The 16,967-nt window shown below is 64.5% G+C and carries 16 protein-coding genes and 2 pseudogenes; 12 read left to right on the forward strand and 6 right to left on the reverse strand.

Translation table 11 applies throughout. The features are described 5' to 3' along the window. Positions 1 to 5: 5 nt before the first annotated feature. Together AB3L03_RS31575 and AB3L03_RS31580 are read right to left on the reverse strand one after the other, a co-directional pair. The gene (locus tag AB3L03_RS31575; protein WP_085351066.1) at positions 6 to 470 is read right to left on the reverse strand and encodes an SRPBCC domain-containing protein; all 465 of its coding nucleotides are present in this window, start codon (positions 468 to 470) and stop codon (positions 6 to 8) included. Then, the gene (locus tag AB3L03_RS31580; protein WP_085351067.1) at positions 467 to 802 is read right to left on the reverse strand and encodes a helix-turn-helix transcriptional regulator; all 336 of its coding nucleotides are present in this window, start codon (positions 800 to 802) and stop codon (positions 467 to 469) included. Before AB3L03_RS31580 ends, AB3L03_RS31575 begins: the two co-directional genes overlap by 4 nt. Before the next feature lie 108 nt (positions 803 to 910). Here AB3L03_RS31580 and AB3L03_RS31585 point away from each other — a divergent pair, with 108 nt between their 5' ends. The 7 genes and pseudogenes from AB3L03_RS31585 (at position 911) to AB3L03_RS31615 (ending at position 7,542) form a co-directional block, all read left to right on the forward strand. After that, positions 911 to 1,606, forward strand: a complete 696-nt coding sequence (locus AB3L03_RS31585; RefSeq protein ID WP_085351068.1) for a TetR/AcrR family transcriptional regulator — start codon at positions 911 to 913, stop codon at positions 1,604 to 1,606. After that, a complete protein-coding gene (locus AB3L03_RS31590) occupies positions 1,603 to 2,391 on the forward strand; it encodes an HlyD family secretion protein (protein ID WP_026232982.1) in 789 nt (262 codons plus the stop codon). Before AB3L03_RS31585 ends, AB3L03_RS31590 begins: the two co-directional genes overlap by 4 nt. Further along, a pseudogene (locus AB3L03_RS31595) lies at positions 2,388 to 3,316 on the forward strand (ABC transporter ATP-binding protein). Before AB3L03_RS31590 ends, AB3L03_RS31595 begins: the two are co-directional and overlap by 4 nt. Continuing rightward, complete coding sequence (locus AB3L03_RS31600) at positions 3,313 to 4,476, forward strand: ABC transporter permease (RefSeq protein WP_368507661.1); 1,164 nt, start codon at positions 3,313 to 3,315, stop codon at positions 4,474 to 4,476. Before AB3L03_RS31595 ends, AB3L03_RS31600 begins: the two are co-directional and overlap by 4 nt. A 31-nt stretch (positions 4,477 to 4,507) precedes the next feature. Then, a complete protein-coding gene (locus AB3L03_RS31605) occupies positions 4,508 to 5,815 on the forward strand; it encodes an adenylate/guanylate cyclase domain-containing protein (RefSeq protein WP_368507662.1) in 1,308 nt (435 codons plus the stop codon). Between the two features lie 384 nt (positions 5,816 to 6,199). Next, positions 6,200 to 6,574, forward strand: coding sequence for an amidohydrolase family protein (locus AB3L03_RS31610; RefSeq protein ID WP_368507663.1), 375 nt, complete (start codon positions 6,200 to 6,202; stop codon positions 6,572 to 6,574). 53 nt (positions 6,575 to 6,627) lie between these two features. After that, positions 6,628 to 7,542, forward strand: a complete 915-nt coding sequence (locus AB3L03_RS31615; RefSeq protein WP_368507664.1) for a PhzF family phenazine biosynthesis protein — start codon at positions 6,628 to 6,630, stop codon at positions 7,540 to 7,542. A gap of 150 nt (positions 7,543 to 7,692) precedes the next feature. Here AB3L03_RS31615 and AB3L03_RS31620 read toward each other — a convergent pair whose 3' ends face one another. Both AB3L03_RS31620 and AB3L03_RS31625 read right to left on the reverse strand, forming a co-directional pair. Beyond that, positions 7,693 to 8,154, reverse strand: coding sequence for a DUF488 family protein (locus tag AB3L03_RS31620; RefSeq protein WP_018455600.1), 462 nt, complete (start codon positions 8,152 to 8,154; stop codon positions 7,693 to 7,695). A 22-nt stretch (positions 8,155 to 8,176) separates the two neighbouring features. Next, positions 8,177 to 8,998 (reverse strand): DUF72 domain-containing protein, encoded by an 822-nt coding sequence (locus AB3L03_RS31625; protein ID WP_085385045.1) that lies wholly within the window; start codon positions 8,996 to 8,998, stop codon positions 8,177 to 8,179. A 115-nt stretch (positions 8,999 to 9,113) separates the two neighbouring features. Here AB3L03_RS31625 and AB3L03_RS31630 point away from each other — a divergent pair, with 115 nt between their 5' ends. The 4 genes from AB3L03_RS31630 to AB3L03_RS31645 all read left to right on the forward strand — a co-directional run bounded on the left by AB3L03_RS31630 (position 9,114) and on the right by AB3L03_RS31645 (position 12,688). Continuing rightward, a complete protein-coding gene (locus AB3L03_RS31630; protein ID WP_368507665.1) occupies positions 9,114 to 9,494 on the forward strand; it encodes a hypothetical protein in 381 nt (126 codons plus the stop codon). Between the two features lie 89 nt (positions 9,495 to 9,583). Next, entirely contained in the window at positions 9,584 to 9,787 is a 204-nt protein-coding gene (locus AB3L03_RS31635) for a hypothetical protein (RefSeq protein ID WP_368507666.1), read from the forward strand. 258 nt (positions 9,788 to 10,045) lie between these two features. After that, on the forward strand, positions 10,046 to 11,179 hold the full coding sequence (locus AB3L03_RS31640; RefSeq protein WP_085351076.1) for a glycosyltransferase family 2 protein: 1,134 nt from the start codon (positions 10,046 to 10,048) through the stop codon (positions 11,177 to 11,179). Positions 11,180 to 11,185: 6 nt separating this feature from the next. Next, on the forward strand, positions 11,186 to 12,688 hold the full coding sequence (locus AB3L03_RS31645) for a glycosyltransferase family 39 protein (protein WP_368507667.1): 1,503 nt from the start codon (positions 11,186 to 11,188) through the stop codon (positions 12,686 to 12,688). A 26-nt stretch (positions 12,689 to 12,714) separates the two neighbouring features. Here the strand turns inward: AB3L03_RS31645 and AB3L03_RS31650 are convergent, their stop codons facing one another. Beyond that, positions 12,715 to 14,604 carry a CHASE2 domain-containing protein gene (locus AB3L03_RS31650; RefSeq protein ID WP_368507668.1) on the reverse strand — a complete coding sequence of 630 codons (1,890 nt, stop codon included), beginning with the start codon at positions 14,602 to 14,604 and terminating at the stop codon, positions 12,715 to 12,717. Positions 14,605 to 14,679: 75 nt separating this feature from the next. Then, positions 14,680 to 15,204 carry a FecR domain-containing protein gene (locus AB3L03_RS31655; RefSeq protein WP_026232987.1) on the reverse strand — a complete coding sequence of 175 codons (525 nt, stop codon included), beginning with the start codon at positions 15,202 to 15,204 and terminating at the stop codon, positions 14,680 to 14,682. Between the two features lie 646 nt (positions 15,205 to 15,850). On the opposite strand from AB3L03_RS31655, the pseudogene AB3L03_RS31660 reads away from it, so the two are divergent. After that, positions 15,851 to 16,921: pseudogene (locus AB3L03_RS31660) on the forward strand (tlde1 domain-containing protein). Positions 16,922 to 16,967 lie beyond the last annotated feature (46 nt).

The following is a 16,967-nucleotide window of genomic DNA, read 5'->3' on the forward strand; positions in this document are numbered from 1 at the left end:
ACTCCTTACTTGTCTTCGCCGCTGATCTCGTCGAGCTGGCGGACGACCTTCTTCCAGCCGCCGCTCATGCCCGTGTAGGCCGATTCGTTCCTGGGCAAGACGAAGCCCGCATGAACCAGACGGATCCGCGTGCCGTCCTCGACCGGGGTGAGGGACCACGTCACGACGGTGTCGAGCGGCGCGCCGTAGCCAATGTTGCGCTCATCGCCGCCCTTCCAGGCGTAGACGAGGCGGCGGTTCGGCATGACTTCCAGGACCCGGCAATGGATGACACCATCCCATGCGCCGCCCGGCGTGGTCTGGTAGGTGAAAGTGTTGCCTTCGACGGCCTCGAAACCGGTCGGCGGCATCAGCCAGCGCGCGATCAGCTGGGCGCTGGTCAGCGCCTTCCAGATCGTCTCCGGCGCATGAGGGAGCACCTCGTCGATGACGATGTCTTTTGTCTCGGCTTTCAATTCAACAGCACTCACGGGTCGATCTCCTTCAAGAGGTCACGCAGGTTCTGGAAGCGCTCGCGCCAGAACACGCCGTAATGGTCCATCCAGGAGACCAGCGGTTCGAGGCCTTGCGGCGCGGCACGGTAATAGACGTTGCGGCCCTCGGCACGCTCGGCGACGAGGCCGGCCTGCTTGAGGGACTTCAAATGTTGCGAGATCGCGCCTTGCGTCACGCCACTTCCCCGCGTGAGTTCAGCGACGCTGATCTCCGTGCTCTCGAACACGCGTTCGAAGACGGCGCGTCGCGTCGGGTCCGCGAGCGCGCGCATGACGGTGGTAACGGGATTTGGGGCGGCTTCGATCATAGAATTAGATTAGCCGTCGCTAATGAATTAGTCAATACTAATTTGTGGACCAGATTGGGTCCGCAGCGCTGTCTTGACTATGACTGACTGGTCAGTCATACCAGATAGATGACCAGGAAACCCGCCAAAGCCGCCACGCCGCCCGCAGCTCGCGCGAACGCGAAGGCCAATTCACACGCTGGCGAGGACGCGGTGCCCGCGTCGAGCCGTGCCACGCGCGCGGCGGAGCGGCGCGCGGCGATCGTGGATGCCGCGATGGAGGAATTCATCGCGCGGGGCTTTGCCGCGACGCGGCTCGACGACATCGCGAAGCGTGCGGGTGTCGCCAAGGGCACCATCTACCTGCACTTCAAGGACAAGGAATCGATGTTCGAGGAGCTGGTCCGGACGGTGATCGTGCCTGTCGTGACCCGGTTGACGGCATTGCCGCCACCGGCGGGCTCGGTGCGCGATCTGGTCGAGGCGTTTGCGAGTAACTTCCTGAAGGAGGTCATCGGCACCAGGCGCGGCGATCTCGTGCGCCTGATCGTGGCCGAGGGGCCGCGGTTTCCCTCCGTGGCCGACTTCTACTACCGCGAGGTCGTCTCGCGCGGCATCTCCGCCATGCGCGCCCTGATCGAGCTCGGCATCGCCCGCGGCGAGATCCGCCAGAAGAACCTGGCGCACTATCCGCAGATCCTGGTCGCACCCGCGATGATCGCGGTGATCTGGCAGAGCCTGTTTGCGCGGCACGCGCCGCTCGACGCGCAGGACATGCTGCGCGTTCATCTCGATTTGATTTTTGGCGAACGGAGCACGACATGAGGTCGTCGCAAGCAATTTCTGTACTCGCATTGATCGCGGTCCTCGCGACCGGGCTTGCCGGCTGCAAAGACAAGCGTGATCCCGGCTTCCAGGGCTGGGTCGAGGCTGACATGATCTTCGTTAGCCCAGACGAGGCGGGTCGCGTGACGAAGCTCAACGTCCGCGAGGGCGATCAGGTCAAGGTCGGCGATCACCTCTATTCCGTCGACGACGATCTCCAGCTTGCCGATCTCAACCAGAACAAGGCGACGCTGGCGAATGCGCAGCAAACCTACGATCGCGCGGCTTCGCTGAGCAAGACCGGCTCGGGCACGCAGGCCAATCTCGACTCGGCCGTCTCCGCCTTGCGCGTCGCCGAGGCGCGGGTGGCGACCTCGGAGACGCGGATGGCGCGGCGCAAGGGCTTTGCGCCAGTCGCCGGCACCATCCAGCAGATCTATTTTCGCGAGGGCGAGATGGTGGCGGCCCAGCGGCCGGTGCTCTCGATCATGCCGCCCGGAAACATGAAGCTGCGCTTCTTCGTGCCGGAGACCGAGCTGCCGAAGCTTGCGATCGGCGATACGGTGCGGATCGCGTGCGACAATTGCGCCGCCGATCTCACCGCAAAGATCTATTTCATCGCAACCTCGGCCGAATACACGCCGCCTGTCATTTACAGCCTCGAGGAGCGCAACAAGCTCGTCTATCTGATTCAGGCGCGGCCTTCGCGTCCCGACGCCTTGCGCGTCGGACAGCCGATCGACGTCTATCTCAATCCAAAAACTCCGGTGGCGGACAAACGATGAGCGGCAATGGCATCGCGATCGACGTCAAGGGCCTGACCAAGTCGTTCGGCGGCCGGGAGGTCGTGCACGATCTGTCGATGCAGGTGAAGCGCGGCTCGATCTACGGCTTCCTCGGGCCGAACGGCTCCGGCAAGACGACGACCATTCGCATCCTCTGCGGCCTGCTCACACCCGACAGCGGCGAGGGCACCTGCCTCGGCTACGACATCCTGAAGGACGCCGAAAAGATCAAGCGCCAGGTCGGCTACATGACCCAGCGGTTCAGCCTGTATCAGGACCTGTCGGTGCGCGAGATCTCGAATTCGTCGCGCGGCTCTATGGCCTTGCCGACGCGCGCGGCGCCGCGCGCGACATGATCAAGCGGATCGGGCTCTCGGGGCGCGAGGAACAGCTCGCGGGCGAGCTCTCCGGCGGCTGGAAGCAGCGGTTGGCGCTAGGTGCCTGCACATTGCCCAGTCCGAAACTGCTGCTGCTCGACGAGCCGACCGCCGGCGTCGATCCCAAAGCGCGGCGCGATTTCTGGAACGAGATTCATGCACTCGCGGCCGACGGTCTCACCGTGCTGGTCTCGACCCACTACATGGACGAGGCCGAGCGCTGTCACGAGATCGCTTATATCGCCTATGGCCATCTGCTCGTGCATGGCACCGTGGACGAGGTGATCGCGAAATCCGCGTTGACGACCTACACCGTGACGGGCGAGGACCTGAACGAGCTTACGGCTGCGCTTACCGGCAAGCCGGGAATCGGCATGGTGGCGCCGTTCGGCACGTCGCTGCACGTCTCCGGCCGCGACGTCGCCGCGCTCGAGGCCAGCATCGCGCCGTGGCGCGAAAAAAGCGAACTGCATTGGCACAAATCATCGCCGTCACTGGAAGACGTGTTTATCGAATTGATGAGCCGTTCCAAGGACAATTTCCAATGAGCGCGGTCGATCATCCTGAACCCCAGCACGCGATCCGGGAGCGCTTCGGCTTCTGGAGGCGCTCCTATGCGATGCTGATCAAGGAGTTCATCCAGCTCAAGCGCGACCGCGTGTCATTTGCGATGATCGTGATGCTGCCTGTGATGCAGCTGCTCTTGTTCGGCTATGCCATCAACACCACGCCGCACAATCTGCCGAGCGCGGTGCTGCTTCAGGAGGATTCCGATCTCGCACGCTCGATCCTGAAGGCGCTGGAGAACACCGCCTATTTCCGCTTTCTCTATGAAGTCCACGACGTCGAAGATTTCGACAATCTCCTGAAATCCGGCAAGGTTCTGTTCGGCGTCGAGATCCCGCGCGGCTTCGAGCGGGCAGTGCGGCGCAGCGATAAGCCGGCGCTGCTGGTCGCGGCTGACGCCACCGATCCAGTGGCGGCGAGCGCGGCAATCGGCTCGCTCGGCATGGTCGTGCAGACCGCACTCAAGCACGATCTCTACATCGGAGATCCCCCGGAGATGCCGTTCGAGATCCGCGCGCACGCCCGCTACAACCCCGCCGCCGCGTCGAGCCTCAACATCGTGCCGGGCCTCGTCGGCACCATCCTGACCATGACCATGCTGATCTTCACCGCGCTCTCGGTCACGCGCGAGGTCGAGCGCGGCACGATGGAGAGCCTGCTGTCGATGCCGATCAAGCCGGTCGAGGTGATGTTCGGCAAGATCATTCCCTACGTGCTGGTCGGGTTCGTGCAGGCGTTCCTCATCATTGGCATCGGGGTCGGCCTGTTTGGTGTGCCGGTGCTCGGAAATCTGTTCCTGCTGGCGCTGCTCTCGACGCTCTTCATCACGACCAATCTGGCGATCGGGTACACGATCTCGACGCTGGTGCAGAACCAGCTCCAGGCGATGCAGATGTCGATGATGTTCTTCCTGCCGAGCATCTTGCTATCCGGCTTCATGTTCCCATTTGCCGGGATGCCGGCCTGGGCGCAATATGTCGGTGAGTGCCTGCCGCTGACGCATTATTTGCGCATCGTCCGCGCCATCATGCTGAAGGGTGCGAGCATGCAAAATTTGCGTTTCGACGCGTTGGCGCTGGCGGTCCTGATGCTGCTCGCCATGACCATCGCCGTGACGCGCTTCCGCCGCACGCTGGATTGAGGCAAGATGCCCCTGGAATCAAGGGGGCGGAATGGTCAGTTTTGCGAGCAGGAAGGCCCGGCAGCATGCCGTGATGTCCGAAGACTTCGAGCGCGAGCTGACGCGCGAGGTGCTGCGCACCGAGCTCGTGCGAGTGAGGGCGCTGATCACGACGGGCTGCGTCATCGTCGTGTTCCTCACCGCGATCTACCTCGTCAATTCCTCCGTGGTGCAGCGGGTCTGGCGGGGCACGGAGGGGCTTGCCGAGGTCTATGGTCTCCTGACCGGCTTCATCCTGTTCGAGGTCTGGGTCCACAGCCAGATCAGGCGAAACCTCAAGCTCGACCGCGATCTGCCGGTGATCCGGCGCTATATCGGCGCGCTGATCGAGACCTCGCTGCCGACCGTCATCCTGATCCTGCAGATCCGCAGCATGGGCGCGAGCCAGGCGCTCGGCTTCGTCGTGCCGCTGATCTATTTCATTTTCGTCATCCTCTCGACCCTGCGGCTCGACTTCTGGCTGTCCACCTTCACCGGCTTCGTCGCTGCGGGTGAGTTGCTCGCTGTGGCGCTGATCTTCGATTTCGCCAGCGGGAGCGGCGAGCCGCAGATCTATTTCCACGCGGTGCGAAGCACCATCATCCTGATCTGCGGCGTGCTTGCAGGCGCGGTCGGTGCGCAGCTCCGCCGCCAGTTCGCCGCAAGCATTGCCGCAGCGACCGCGCGCGACCGGGTGACCAACCTGTTCGGTCAGCACGTGTCGCCACAGGTGGTGGAGCGGCTGATGGCGGCGGGGACGAGCGCCGCCGGCGACCTCCGCCGCGTCGCCGTGATGTTCGTCGATTTCCGCGGCTTCACCGCCGGCGCGCAGTCGCGCACCCCGCAGGAGGTGGTCGACCGGCTCGACGGCGCCTTCGCCGTCCTGGTCGACATTCTCGACCGCGAGGGGGGCATCGTGAACAAGTTTTTGGGCGACGGCTTTCTGGCCCTGTTCGGCGCGCCGCTGGAGACCTCCGACGCCGCGCACCGCGCGGTCGCCGCGGGCCGCGAGATGCTGACCGCGATGGCGCGCATCAACGCGCAGACGAGCTGGCCGCTCAGAATCGGAATCGGCATCCATTTCGGCGAGGTCGTCGCCGGCAATATCGGCTCGCCCCGGCGCAAGGAATACACGGTGATCGGAGACACCGTGAACTTCGCCTCCCGGCTGGAGGCGCTGAACAAGGAGTTCGGCTCGCAGCTCTTGATCTCGGCGGCGGTCCGCGAGGCGCTAGGCGAGGACGGCGACGATGCGGTGTCGCTTGGGGAGGTCGAGGTGCGCGGCTATGAGCAGAAGGTGGCGGTGTTTCAACTGGGGTGAGGGCCGCCGCCTGCGCCTTCACTTGTGAGTCGCGTTTCGTTGAAGCGGCTCGCGTTTCGTTGAAGGCGCGTGATGAAATATCCTTGGTAGCTTTTGGGTCTTGCACGGTGGAAGCCGAAAATCTCAGCTTCCCCTTTGTCACCCGGAGAAGCCAATGACTCGATCGATCTTTGTTGCAGCCGCCCTGATCGCCGCCGCTGTCACCCAAAGCCAGGCCGCATCGGCGCGGGACAGCGTGCCGCGCCGCGCCGCAACTCACGTGGCGACCGACTGCGTCAGGGCTCCGGCAGCAGGCGCGTATGCCTCTGCGCCTTACGCACAGCCGCCTTGCCTGCCCAACACGGCGTCCGCGTACTAACTCGCGGCAGAGACGAAGCCGGGCCGGTGAAGTCCGCCAGCCCGGCGTCGCGAACGCTGATGGCGGACTGCGCGGGATCTCGCGCTGGAGGCCGAGTAGATTCGGCGCCGTATCGCAACGGCGCGGCCGGCGAAGATTTTGCGAAGACGGCCTACCCGCTGCTGCGCAACGCGTACGGCCTCGATCGACTGCTCTGGGGCAGCGACTGGCCGCACACGCAGTTCGAGAAGGCGCAAAGCTACGCGAAGAACCGGCGATTTATCGATGGGCTGATCGTCGATCAGAGTGAACGCGCGCAAGTGCTCGCATCGCCACGTTCGCTCTGCCGCTTTTCCGTCTTCCGCGATTGCTCCGATTGCACTCTATTTTGGGGCATGACGGGCGATGTCGCCGGCTTGTAGAGTGCCGGCGATGCAGCCGACCGCGGCTGCGCTTGCGTGAAGAGGAAGCGAAGATGCAGCGCCGCTACATCACCGTCGACGTGTTCACCGACCGCGCCTTCGGAGGCAACCAGCTCGCCGTGGTGCTGGATGCCGGCGGGCTCTCCACGCAGCAGATGCAGGCGATCGCGACCGAGTTCAACTATTCGGAGACGACCTTCGTACTGCCGCCGCGCGATAAGGCCAACGACGCCGAAGTGCGCATCTTCACGCCGGTGTTGGAGATCGCCTTTGCCGGTCATCCCAATGTCGGCACAGCCTTCGTGCTGGCGTCGCTGGCGAAGGAGCCGAAACCGCGCCTGCTGTTCGAGGAGAAGGCGGGGCTCGTGCCGGTCGAGATCGTGCGGGAGCAGGGCCGGGTGGTCAGAACGGAGCTGACCGCGCCGCAGCCGCTGGCGCGGTATGCGCCACTGTCACCTGCTGAAGCCGCGAGTTGCATCTCGCTCGGCGCGGATGACATCAAGACCGACAACCACGCAGCGCACGTCGTCACCGTCGGAAACGCGTTTCTCGTGATGGAGCTGCATTCGCGCGAGGCGCTGAAGCGGGCCCGGCCGGATGCCGCGGCCTATGGCAAGATATTGCCACGCGATGGCGCCCGCTCGGTGTGGTTTTATACCCGTGACGTGCCCGCAGCGGAGGCGCCATGTGAGCGCCAGGCGCGCATGTTCATGCGCGGCGCCAGCGGCCTCACCGAGGATCCCGCGACCGGCAGCGCAACCGTCGCAGCCGCCGCGCTGTTCGCCGATCTCGATCCCAGGCGCGACGGCGAGTTGAGGCTCACGGTCGGCCAGGGCTTTGACATGGGCCGGCCCAGCATCCTGCAGACGCGCGTGCGCAAGCAGGACGGCAAGATCGTCTCCGCCCATGTCGGCGGCAGCTGCGTGCAGATGATGGAAGGGACGTTGAGGCTTGATGGGGAGGGTTAGCTCTCTATTCCATCGTCATGCCCGGGCTTGTCCCGCCTGCGCGGCCGAAGCCGCTTCGGCGACGCGAAAGCCCGGGCATCCACGTTCTTCGTGCTGTGTGGCAAGGGCGTGGATGGCCGGGACAGGCCCGGCCATGACGGAGAGAGTCGTTCAGGCCTGCCGTCCCGCCAAATTCTTCACCGTTACCCCATCGCGCTCCTCGATGATCTCCGCGATCATCTGGCGGTGGCAATGGGTGTGGTCGCGCTCGTAGCAAAGCAGGCAGACGGGACCGGCTTTCTTCACCAGCGCCGAGAGCTCGTCCATCTGCTCCCTGGCCTCCGGCGTCTTCAGGTGCTTTGAGAAAACCTTCTCCAGTACATCGTATTGCCCGCTGCGGGCGGCGAGGCGGCCTTCCTTGGGCGTGCCGAGCGCTGCCAGATGGACATAGGCGATGCCGCGTTCATCGAGGCCTGCGGCGAGCTGCCTCTTGGAAAAGCCGGGCCGGCGCGATGACGTCACCGCGCGCACGTCGACGACGAGCTTGACGCCGGATTGCTCCAGCTCGTCGAGCACTGCCTTCGGCGGCGTCTGCTCATAGCCGATGGTGAAGAGCTTTTTTGCCTTTGCCATGAGACACCTTTAGCGAAATACCTCAGCTCACCCGTGCGATCAGTTCCATCGCGCCGGCCGGCGCGCGCACCTTGCCCTCGTGGATGACATAGGCGAACACGTCGCGCGGTTCCTTCTTCGGCTTGGCCTTGTCGACCTTCGGCAGGTCGTCGGGTTCGCTTCCCTCGGCCCAGTCCTGAAAGCGCTTGGCCCAGGCATCGAGCTGCTTCGGCGGATAGCAGGTCTTGATCTCGTCATTGCCCTTCTGCAGTCGCGCATAGACGAAATCGCCGGCGACGTCGGCGATCGCCGGATATTTGCCGTGCTCGGCGAACACGACGGGCGTCTCGAATTCGCGGATCAGCGCGACGAAATCCGACGTGCAGAAACTGTCGTGACGGACCTCGACGACGTGGCGCAGCGCGCGTCCCTCGAGCTTGCGCGGTAACAGCTCGAGGAATTTTCCGAAATCGGCGCCGTCGAATTTTTTGGTCGGCGCAAACTGCCACAGCACTGGCCCAAGATGATCGCCGAGTTCCAGCACGCCGGAATCATAGAAACGCTTGATGGAATCCCCGGCCTCGGCCAGCACGCGCCGGTTGGTGGCGAAGCGCGGCCCCTTCACCGAGAACACGAAACCATCAGGCACCTCGCTCGCCCATTTGCGAAAGCTCTCCGGTTTCTGCGAGCCGTAATAAGTCCCGTTGATCTCGATCGAGGTCAGCTTCGAGGCGGCGTAGGACAGCTCCTTGGCTTGCGTGAGCTTCTCCGGATAGAACACCCCACGCCATGGCTCGAAGGTCCAGCCGCCGATGCCGATGAAGATGTTGCCGGATTTTTTGGACGCGGTTTTTGCTTTGGCCACGGGAGGATCTCGGATGCGGGAGGAGGGCCTCCATCCTAATCAAACCAGTTGTGATTGGCCAGTTGCGACGTCCCGTCTAAGCTCGCGATAGGATCTGCGAAAAAAGGAGAACAAGATGCGGATGCTGATGGTGGGAGCGGCGCTCGTCATGATGACATCTGCTGCCATGATATCTTTAGTTATGGCCGACGATGACGATGCCAAGGGTGCGCAGAAGCTCGCCACGCAGGGCCGCGACGATTATTGGCATTGCCTGGCGCGGGAATATTCGCGCGTCGGCAATCAGGGCCTGTCGAAACAGGATTTTGGCCGCTCCGTCGCCGGAGCCTGTCCGTCGGAGCGACAATACTACCGGGTGGCACTGCTCGATTATCTCACCACGCAATATCCGGATATTGATGCCGGCGCCCATCTCGCGACCGCGAACAGGGCGGTGGAGGCGGCGCAGAAGGACATCGTGGCGGCCTTCGTCAAGCACAAGCCGCCGCAGAAATAGCCCATTGAACCGGTGCGTCCGGCAAGCCCTTCCGGCAGCGCGCTCATCCATGGTATCACTGGGCGCATCTGGAACAGGGATGGGTTTCCATGTCGTCTGAGTCGGTGGGGGGCATTTTGGGCGCGATCGTCGCGGCGATCGTGCTTGCGGTCGCCGTCGTCTTTGGGCCGATCGGCCAGTACGGCAAGCCGCCCAAACCTGCGAAGACCGAGCCGGCCGGGGCTGCGGCGCCGGCGGCCCCTGCCGCGCCCGTGCCGCGAGGGCCGGTGATCAAGGAAGTCCCGAACCAATAAGGGCGTGGAAAAGGCCTCTTTCGCCCCTTGTAAAGCGGCATTACCGTTCCCATTTAGCTTCTAACGGCGACGTTGAGCGAAAAACTCCGGCGCTGGAACGACCTTGGAATAGCACAGGCTGCGCCGGATGTACGCGCGGCCCGCCGTTCCGGGGTCGTTGGCATTTTGGGCCCCTTTTGGGGCCGCCCCCCAGAGAAACCCTGGCTTGCTGGCGCAAGTTCTTGGCAGCACAGGACGCGGCGGATATACGCTGCCGTCATGAATGAAGCGATCAGACCGGGCTCCGACATCCCACAGAAGGCTTCGCCGGCGCCCGAATTGTCGGTCGTCGTCCCGACCTTCAACGAACGCGACAATGTCACGGTGCTGTACCGGCGGCTGGAGGCCGTGCTGGCCGGCATCGCCTGGGAGGTCGTGTTCGTCGACGATAATTCGCCTGATGGCACCTGGGACGTCGTGCGCGCGCTGGCCCAGCGCGATAGCCGCGTGCGCTGTGTCCGCCGTATCGGCCGCCGCGGCCTGTCGGGGGCCTGCATCGAGGGCATCCTGGCCTCCAGCGCGCCCTATGCGGCCGTGATCGACGCCGACCTCCAGCACGACGAGACGCAACTGCCGAAGATGCTGTCGCTGCTCGCGAGCGGGCAGGCCGAGCTCGTGGTCGGCAGCCGCTACATCGAGGGCTACAAGAGCGAAGGCTTCAACAAGCAGCGCGCCGGCGCCAGCGCGCTGGCAACGGAACTCGCCAGGAAAGCGCTGCGGGTCGAGATCGCCGATCCCATGAGCGGCTTCTTCATGGTTCGCCGCGACCGCTTCGAGCAGCTGGCGCCGAAACTTTCCGTGCACGGCTTCAAGATCCTGCTCGACCTCGTCGCAAGCGCTAACGGCACCTTGCGCGCCATCGAAATTCCCTACACGTTCGGCGAGCGCCAGCACGGCGAAAGCAAGCTCGATTCCATGGTCGCGCTGGATTTTCTCGGCCTCGTTCTGGCGAAGTTCACCAACGATGCTGTCTCGTTACGTTTCCTGCTGTTCGCGATGGTCGGCGGGATCGGCCTCGTGGTGCATCTCACCACCCTGTTCATATCGCTCGAGCTGTTCAAGGAGCCGTTCGCGGAAGCGCAGGCCTCCGGCGCCATCGTCGCGATGACCAGCAATTTCGTTCTCAACAACTTCCTCACCTATCGCGACCAGCGGCTGAAGGGCTTTGCGCTGCTGCGCGGCCTGATCGCGTTCTACATCGTGTGCAGCGTCGGCCTGCTGGCCAATGTCGGCGTCGCCTTCTCGGTCTACGACCAGGAGCCGATCTGGTGGCTTGCGGGTGCGGCCGGGGCGCTGATGGGCGTGGTGTGGAACTACGCGATGTCCGGACTGTTCGTCTGGCGCAAGAAATAGCTCACGATGGGCGGGGCTGATGCGCGGATCGTCCGCAATACCGCGCTGGTGATCCTTGCGCTGGTCGGCTTGCGGCTCGTCGCAGCCGCCGTCACGCCGATCACCTTCGACGAAGCCTATTACTGGATGTGGTCGCAGAACCTCGCTGGGGGATATTACGACCACCCGCCGATGGTTGCCTACGTCATCCGCGCCGGTACCCTGATCGCGGGCGACACCGAACTCGGCGTTCGCGTGGTCTCGATCCTGCTCGCGCTGCCGATGAGCTATGCGGTCTATCGCTCCGCCGCGATCCTGATCGGCGGCGCGCGGGTGGCTGCGACCAGCGCCATCCTGCTCAACGTGACGCTGCTGGCCTCGGTCGGCACGCTGATCGTCACGCCCGATGCGCCGCTTCTGGTTGCCTCCAGCTTCGTGCTGTTCTTTCTCGCCAAGGTGCTGGAGAGCGGCCGCGGCGTCTGGTGGCTCGCGATCGGCGCAGCCGTCGGCGCGGCGCTACTGTCCAAATACACCGCGATGTTCTTCGGGCTGGCGATCCTGATCTGGATCGCGGCCGTGCCGAAACTGCGGCATTGGTTTCTCTCGCCTTGGCCGTATCTCGGCGGTTTCGTTGCCTTGGCGCTGTTCTCGCCGGTGATTCTCTGGAATGCCGATCATCAATGGGTCTCGTTCGCAAAGCAGCTCGGGCGCGCCAGGATCGAGGATTTTCGTCCGGTCTTCATTGCCGAGCTGATCCCGACCCAGATCGCGTTCGCAACCCCGCTGGTGTTCATCCTCGGCGCGATGGGGCTGCACGCGCTGACCTGGCGCCGGGCCGGCGCGCTGGCCTCGCGCGTGCTGATCGAGACGATGTTCTGGACCATCGTCGTCTATTTTGTCTGGCATTCGCTGCATGCGCGCGTCGAGGCCAACTGGTTTGCGCCGGTCTATCCGCCCTTCGTCATCGCGGCGGCCGCCGCCGCCAATCTCGTACAGTGGAAGCCGCGGCAGCGCCGCCTGGTGGATTTCTGCCTGCGCTGGGCCGCACCCACCGGCATCGTGATGTTTGCCGCGCTGATCGTGCAGGCCAATACCGGCTGGCTGTCCGGCTATCGCCGCGATGCGACCGTGCGCAGCGTCGGCGTCGGCTGGCGCGAGCTCGCTGCCGAAATCGAAGCGGTGCGCGTCCGCAATGGCGCGTCCTGCGTGCTTGCGCCGGACTACGGCACGACGGGCTGGCTCGCCTTCTATCTGCCGCGCGGCAGCTGCGTGGCGCAGCAAAACCAGCGCATCCGCTGGGCCAACATGCCCGAGCCGGATCCAAAGCTGCTTGCGGGCAAGCTGATCTATGTCGACGAGCTGCGCTCTGACGGCCATCCCGCCGTCCACGACCTCTTTGGGAAGGTGACGCAGGTCGCGCAATTGCAGCGCAAGCGCGGCCCGCTCGTGATCGAGACTTACAGCATCGATCTGCTCGAAGGCGCCAAGGGCGACGTGCTGGACCGCTCGCCACCGCCGGAAGCGCGGTAGCTCTTCCTCGGAACGACGACGAAGGTTCAGTCGATCATCTCGGCCTTGGTCGCGGCCTGGTTCGGCCTGTCCTGGTCGCGCCAGAACCAGACGGTCACGACGCCGGAGCGGCCGCGGACCTGCGTGAGCAGGGGGCCCGACAGAACGTCGTCGGGACCGCCCTGAAAGTCGGCCGCATCCAGCAGCGTATCGCTGAGCGCGAGCCGCGCGCCGTTCTGAACGGCAACCTCCATCAACCGGCTCGCGACGTTGACGGTGTCGCCCGTCGCCGTGATGTGCTGATGGCTTTCGCCGAGGCGCGAGGCGACGATCGGGCCGAAATGCGCACCGATCTTGAAGCCGAGCTGATCCCTGATCGCAGGCGGCAGCGACGCGATCCAGCGTTCGACGCCGCGGTGCAGGTCGATCGCGCATTTCAGCGCGCGTGCGGCGTCGTCGGGCATCGCGCCGGGCAGGCCGAACAGGATCATGGCGCCGTCGCCGAGAAAGCCGCTGATCATGCCGCCGCAATCGACCGCGGTCTTCTCGATCAGCGCGTGAAACGCCTTCAGAATGTCCTGGAGTTCGCCCGGATCGATCCGCTCGCTCAGCGCCGTGAAGCCGGAGAGATCGATGAAGACCACGGCGGCGTCCTGCCGGACAGGTGTCGACAGGAAATTCGGATCGCGCGCCAACCACTCCTGCACGGCCGGCGCCTGGAATTGCGCGAGCGACCGGCTCTTGGCTGCGAAATATTGCGTGCGGCGGCCTCCCGCCCATAATTGCACGCCGGCAAAGACCGCAACCGGCGGCACGGCTGCGGCGAGCGTGGTCGCGGCGTTCAGCCAGACGCCGTGCGTGAACGCAAACAGATTGAATCCGGCCCAGGCGATCATCACCGCGGCCGCCGCGACGATGCCGAGCGCGCTGCGCCGCCAGGCGAGCAGGCCCACAAGCAGCATCGGCAACAGGATCGCGATGAGCGCGTCGGCGATGTGGACCTTGCGGTCGCGCACGATGCTGTCGCCGGCGACGAGATGGGTGATCGCGGTGGAGACCACTTCGACGCCGGGCATTAGAAGATCGAACGGTGTTGGGAAAAAATCACCGCCGCCGGCGACCGAGGCCCCGATCACGACGATCCGGTTCTCGATCGCCGCGCGACTTAACGTGCCGTCGAAGATGCTCTGTGCGCTGACGGTGCGGATGGTCCGGCGCGGGCCGTAATAGGTGATCGGTAACGCGAAGTCGGTATCGGTGGGCACCGCGCGGTCGCCGAGCATCAGATGGTCCGGCGCGATCGTCAGCGACTTGTCGAGCGCGCGCGCCGCGACCCGCAACGGAAAGGACAGCTCGACCTTGTCGCTCGTCCGGAACAGCATCGGCACCGAGAGCGGTGAGCCCGATTGTCCGGTCGCAACATTGACGACGCCGACTTCGGCATGATCGGCGAACGCCGGCAAGGGCAGCAGGAAGCGCTCGGCCTGCGGCAGGGCGGCGAGGGGGCCTTGGCCGCTGGTCTCCACGGTCTCGCTGGCGGACGGGAAGATCGCTGCGGCGGCAAGGACGATGGGACCCGTAGCCAGCGTATTTGCCAGCGTAGCGTCGCCGATCGCAGCGCTGCGATCGACCAGCAGCAGGTCGATCGCGACGACCTTCGGCTTGAACTGCACGATGGTGTCGACGACGCGGGCGAGATCGGCGCGCGGCAGCGGATAGCTGCCGCCGCGCTTCACGACGGTGTCGTCGATCGCGACGATGGTGACGAGATCGGGCGGAACCCGCACGCCGCGGACCTGCGTCCGCCAATCCGCCAGCGTCGCCTCGAGGCGATCGAGAAACCGCAGATGACCGTTGGCGTGACCGGCATAGATGCCCGCGCCCCACAGTGCGGTGAGGACGAGTGCCACCAGGATCTGAACGCGTCGGCTACTCATGTGGTCGTGTTGCAATTTCTCTATCGTCCAAATGCTGTTCGCCGCGCCCAGGTGACCCGAACCATTGGCCAAGTCTTACTGACCAAGTCTTGCCATCAACGCGTCGACGCGCGGCTGGCCCCATGTCTTGACCGTCAACGGGCCTGTGGCTTCCACGTCGACGCCTTGGCCACGGTCTAATACCACGCTGCGCCCACCATTCCTGCGGCTCACGCCGACACGGCCGTCAGCCACGAAGACGGAGGTCTTGGCCTCTGCGACATCGACCGCCCATTTCGTGCCGCGCACCGCGGCGATCGCCTGCGGCGTCAGCACCTTGAAGGGATTGCCGCCGGGCTTCTTGGGCACCTCGACCAGCAGCGCTTTGCTGCTCAACTCCACCGAGTCTATATGTCCGTCGCGGTTAGCGTCCTTAAGTTCAAATCTGGCACCGCTTTCGGCAACGATCGTGATGCCGTTGTCGCAGCGCCAGGTCTGCGTACCGGCAGCAGATGGCGTCGCCGTGCAGCCCACATTGGCGGCAGGCTGGGCAATCGCGTGTCCGATCAACAGAAACGACCCCGCCAGAGCGAAAAACCCTGCGCGCACGAACTCTCTCATGCCAGCCTCCGTTTGCGTGCTCGGCACAGTTCAAGGCGATCTTGATACGGTACCGTATCACACGCAGAGGCTGCTGAAAAGTGCCGGTTGCCGTAGCTATTTTCTCGCTGCGGCCTTTTCCAGTGCGGTGCGATCAACTTTCGGTCAGGGCACCTGCTCGCGTGCGCGGTGTAGCTGCTGACAACCGCGCTGCGGCTGCGGAGCAGAGGGTGCTTGCGCACCAGCCTCGCGCAACGCTTCCCCGCTATCTTCCGGGTATTGAACACCACGAAAACGACTTGGTTGGATGGCCTTAGAGATGCGGCCGGAGACGGTCGCCGGCAACGCCAATCCCGCCGAGAATTATAGTTAACAGACGCCCTTAAGTTCGTAGTTCTGCGGGCTTTTTTCTCGAAATGGGACACCCGAACGGGTTGCCTCACATCCGCCCGAACTTAATCCGCATTTAACTAAAAGTGGCCTTAATGACGCTCCGACCCTCTGCGAGATGCTGTTCCCGGATCGTGACCAGCGGCGCTTCGAAGGGGGACCGAGTGACACCGTTCTGGACGCAAGGCGAATGAGTACGAGTATCGCTGCGCAAGGCATCGCGGCACGAAGGTCCAAAGGATTCTCGAGCAATTCCTATCGGAAGCCTTCCCGGAAAATGACCACCCAAAACGTGCTTGGCGCCGCCGTGATCGGCTGCGTCGTGCTTGGCGCCGGCTGGACCATCTACAGCAACATCTTTGCCGCCAGCGTCTATCCGACCGTCGGCAGCAGCGGCTACGACGAGCCCGTGATCAAGCGGGCGCCCAGGGTCGCGCTGCGCGAGGCCGGTGAGGCCGTCAAGGACGCCTTTGCGCTCTTGCCCGACCGGTTGCAGGTGGCAGCGCCGATCTCGCGCGAGATGTTCAACGATCGCTTTGCCGCGGCTGCGACCCAAGGCGTGACATCGAATGCGGCCAGCGCCGCGCCCGCAACCAAGGTCGCCGAAGCCAAGGACGCGCCGAAGCCGAGCGTGATCGCGAGGGTCGCGGAAGTCCTGAAGCCAGGTCCCGCCAAGATCGCTGACGCTGCGAAGTCCAAGCGCGGCGCTGACGCGCCGCTGCAGCTTGCCTCGGCAGATCCGGCCGAGATCGTGCCGGCGCCTGAGGCGAAGCCAAAATCGATTGCCGATCGCGCCAAGGCTGCGGTGATGTCGATTACCGGACCGCGCCAGTCGATGGTGGAAAAGCTCTGGGGCAAGCGCGAGCCGTCCGGTGGGCTGCTCGCCTATGCCTCGGCCGACGCCAGCGTGACCGCCTCCATCGCGCCGAGGAGCAGAACCCCATGCTCGGCGGTTCGGCGCCCTATGAGCGTGACACCGCGGTCTACGACATCTCCGCTAAAACGGTTTACTTGCCCGACGGCACCAAGCTCGAGGCGCATTCCGGCCTCGGTTCCAACCTCGACGACCCGCGCTCCTCGCGCGTCCGCATGCGCGGTGTGACGCCGCCGCATATCTACACGCTGAAACCGCGCGAGGCGCTGTTTCACGGCGTGCCTGCGCTGCGCCTGACCCCGATTGGCGGTGAGCGCGATCTACGGCCGCGACGGCCTGCTCGCGCATACCTTCATGCTCGGGCCCAACGGCGATTCCAACGGCTGCGTGTCGTTCAAGGATTATTACGCGTTCCTCGACGCCTACCGCAACAAAGGCATCCGCAAGCTCGCGGTGCTGGCGCGCGTGGACTAGGCTCAGTCAATTCGAGATCACGCAAAGGGCCGCTTGCAGCGGCCCT

It is taken from the genome of Bradyrhizobium lupini (assembly GCF_040939785.1).
GTDB classification, from domain to species: domain Bacteria; phylum Pseudomonadota; class Alphaproteobacteria; order Rhizobiales; family Xanthobacteraceae; genus Bradyrhizobium; species Bradyrhizobium canariense_D.

What these genes read in the sequence shown, in the direction of transcription:
- AB3L03_RS31645 (WP_368507667.1), top strand. Translation starts at nt 11,186, where the DNA reads ATGGGCGGGGCTGATGCGCGGATCGTCCGCAATACCGCGCTGGTGATC.
- AB3L03_RS31590 (WP_026232982.1), top strand. Translation starts at nt 1,603, where the DNA reads ATGAGGTCGTCGCAAGCAATTTCTGTACTCGCATTGATCGCGGTCCTC.
- AB3L03_RS31640 (WP_085351076.1), top strand. Translation starts at nt 10,046, where the DNA reads ATGAATGAAGCGATCAGACCGGGCTCCGACATCCCACAGAAGGCTTCG.
- AB3L03_RS31585 (WP_085351068.1), top strand. Translation starts at nt 911, where the DNA reads ATGACCAGGAAACCCGCCAAAGCCGCCACGCCGCCCGCAGCTCGCGCG.
- AB3L03_RS31635 (WP_368507666.1), top strand. Translation starts at nt 9,584, where the DNA reads ATGTCGTCTGAGTCGGTGGGGGGCATTTTGGGCGCGATCGTCGCGGCG.
- AB3L03_RS31605 (WP_368507662.1), top strand. Translation starts at nt 4,508, where the DNA reads ATGGTCAGTTTTGCGAGCAGGAAGGCCCGGCAGCATGCCGTGATGTCC.
- AB3L03_RS31600 (WP_368507661.1), top strand. Translation starts at nt 3,313, where the DNA reads ATGAGCGCGGTCGATCATCCTGAACCCCAGCACGCGATCCGGGAGCGC.
- AB3L03_RS31630 (WP_368507665.1), top strand. Translation starts at nt 9,114, where the DNA reads ATGCGGATGCTGATGGTGGGAGCGGCGCTCGTCATGATGACATCTGCT.
- AB3L03_RS31650 (WP_368507668.1), bottom strand. Translation starts at nt 14,604, where the DNA reads ATGAGTAGCCGACGCGTTCAGATCCTGGTGGCACTCGTCCTCACCGCA.
- AB3L03_RS31580 (WP_085351067.1), bottom strand. Translation starts at nt 802, where the DNA reads ATGATCGAAGCCGCCCCAAATCCCGTTACCACCGTCATGCGCGCGCTC.
- AB3L03_RS31615 (WP_368507664.1), top strand. Translation starts at nt 6,628, where the DNA reads ATGCAGCGCCGCTACATCACCGTCGACGTGTTCACCGACCGCGCCTTC.
- AB3L03_RS31620 (WP_018455600.1), bottom strand. Translation starts at nt 8,154, where the DNA reads ATGGCAAAGGCAAAAAAGCTCTTCACCATCGGCTATGAGCAGACGCCG.
- AB3L03_RS31655 (WP_026232987.1), bottom strand. Translation starts at nt 15,204, where the DNA reads ATGAGAGAGTTCGTGCGCGCAGGGTTTTTCGCTCTGGCGGGGTCGTTT.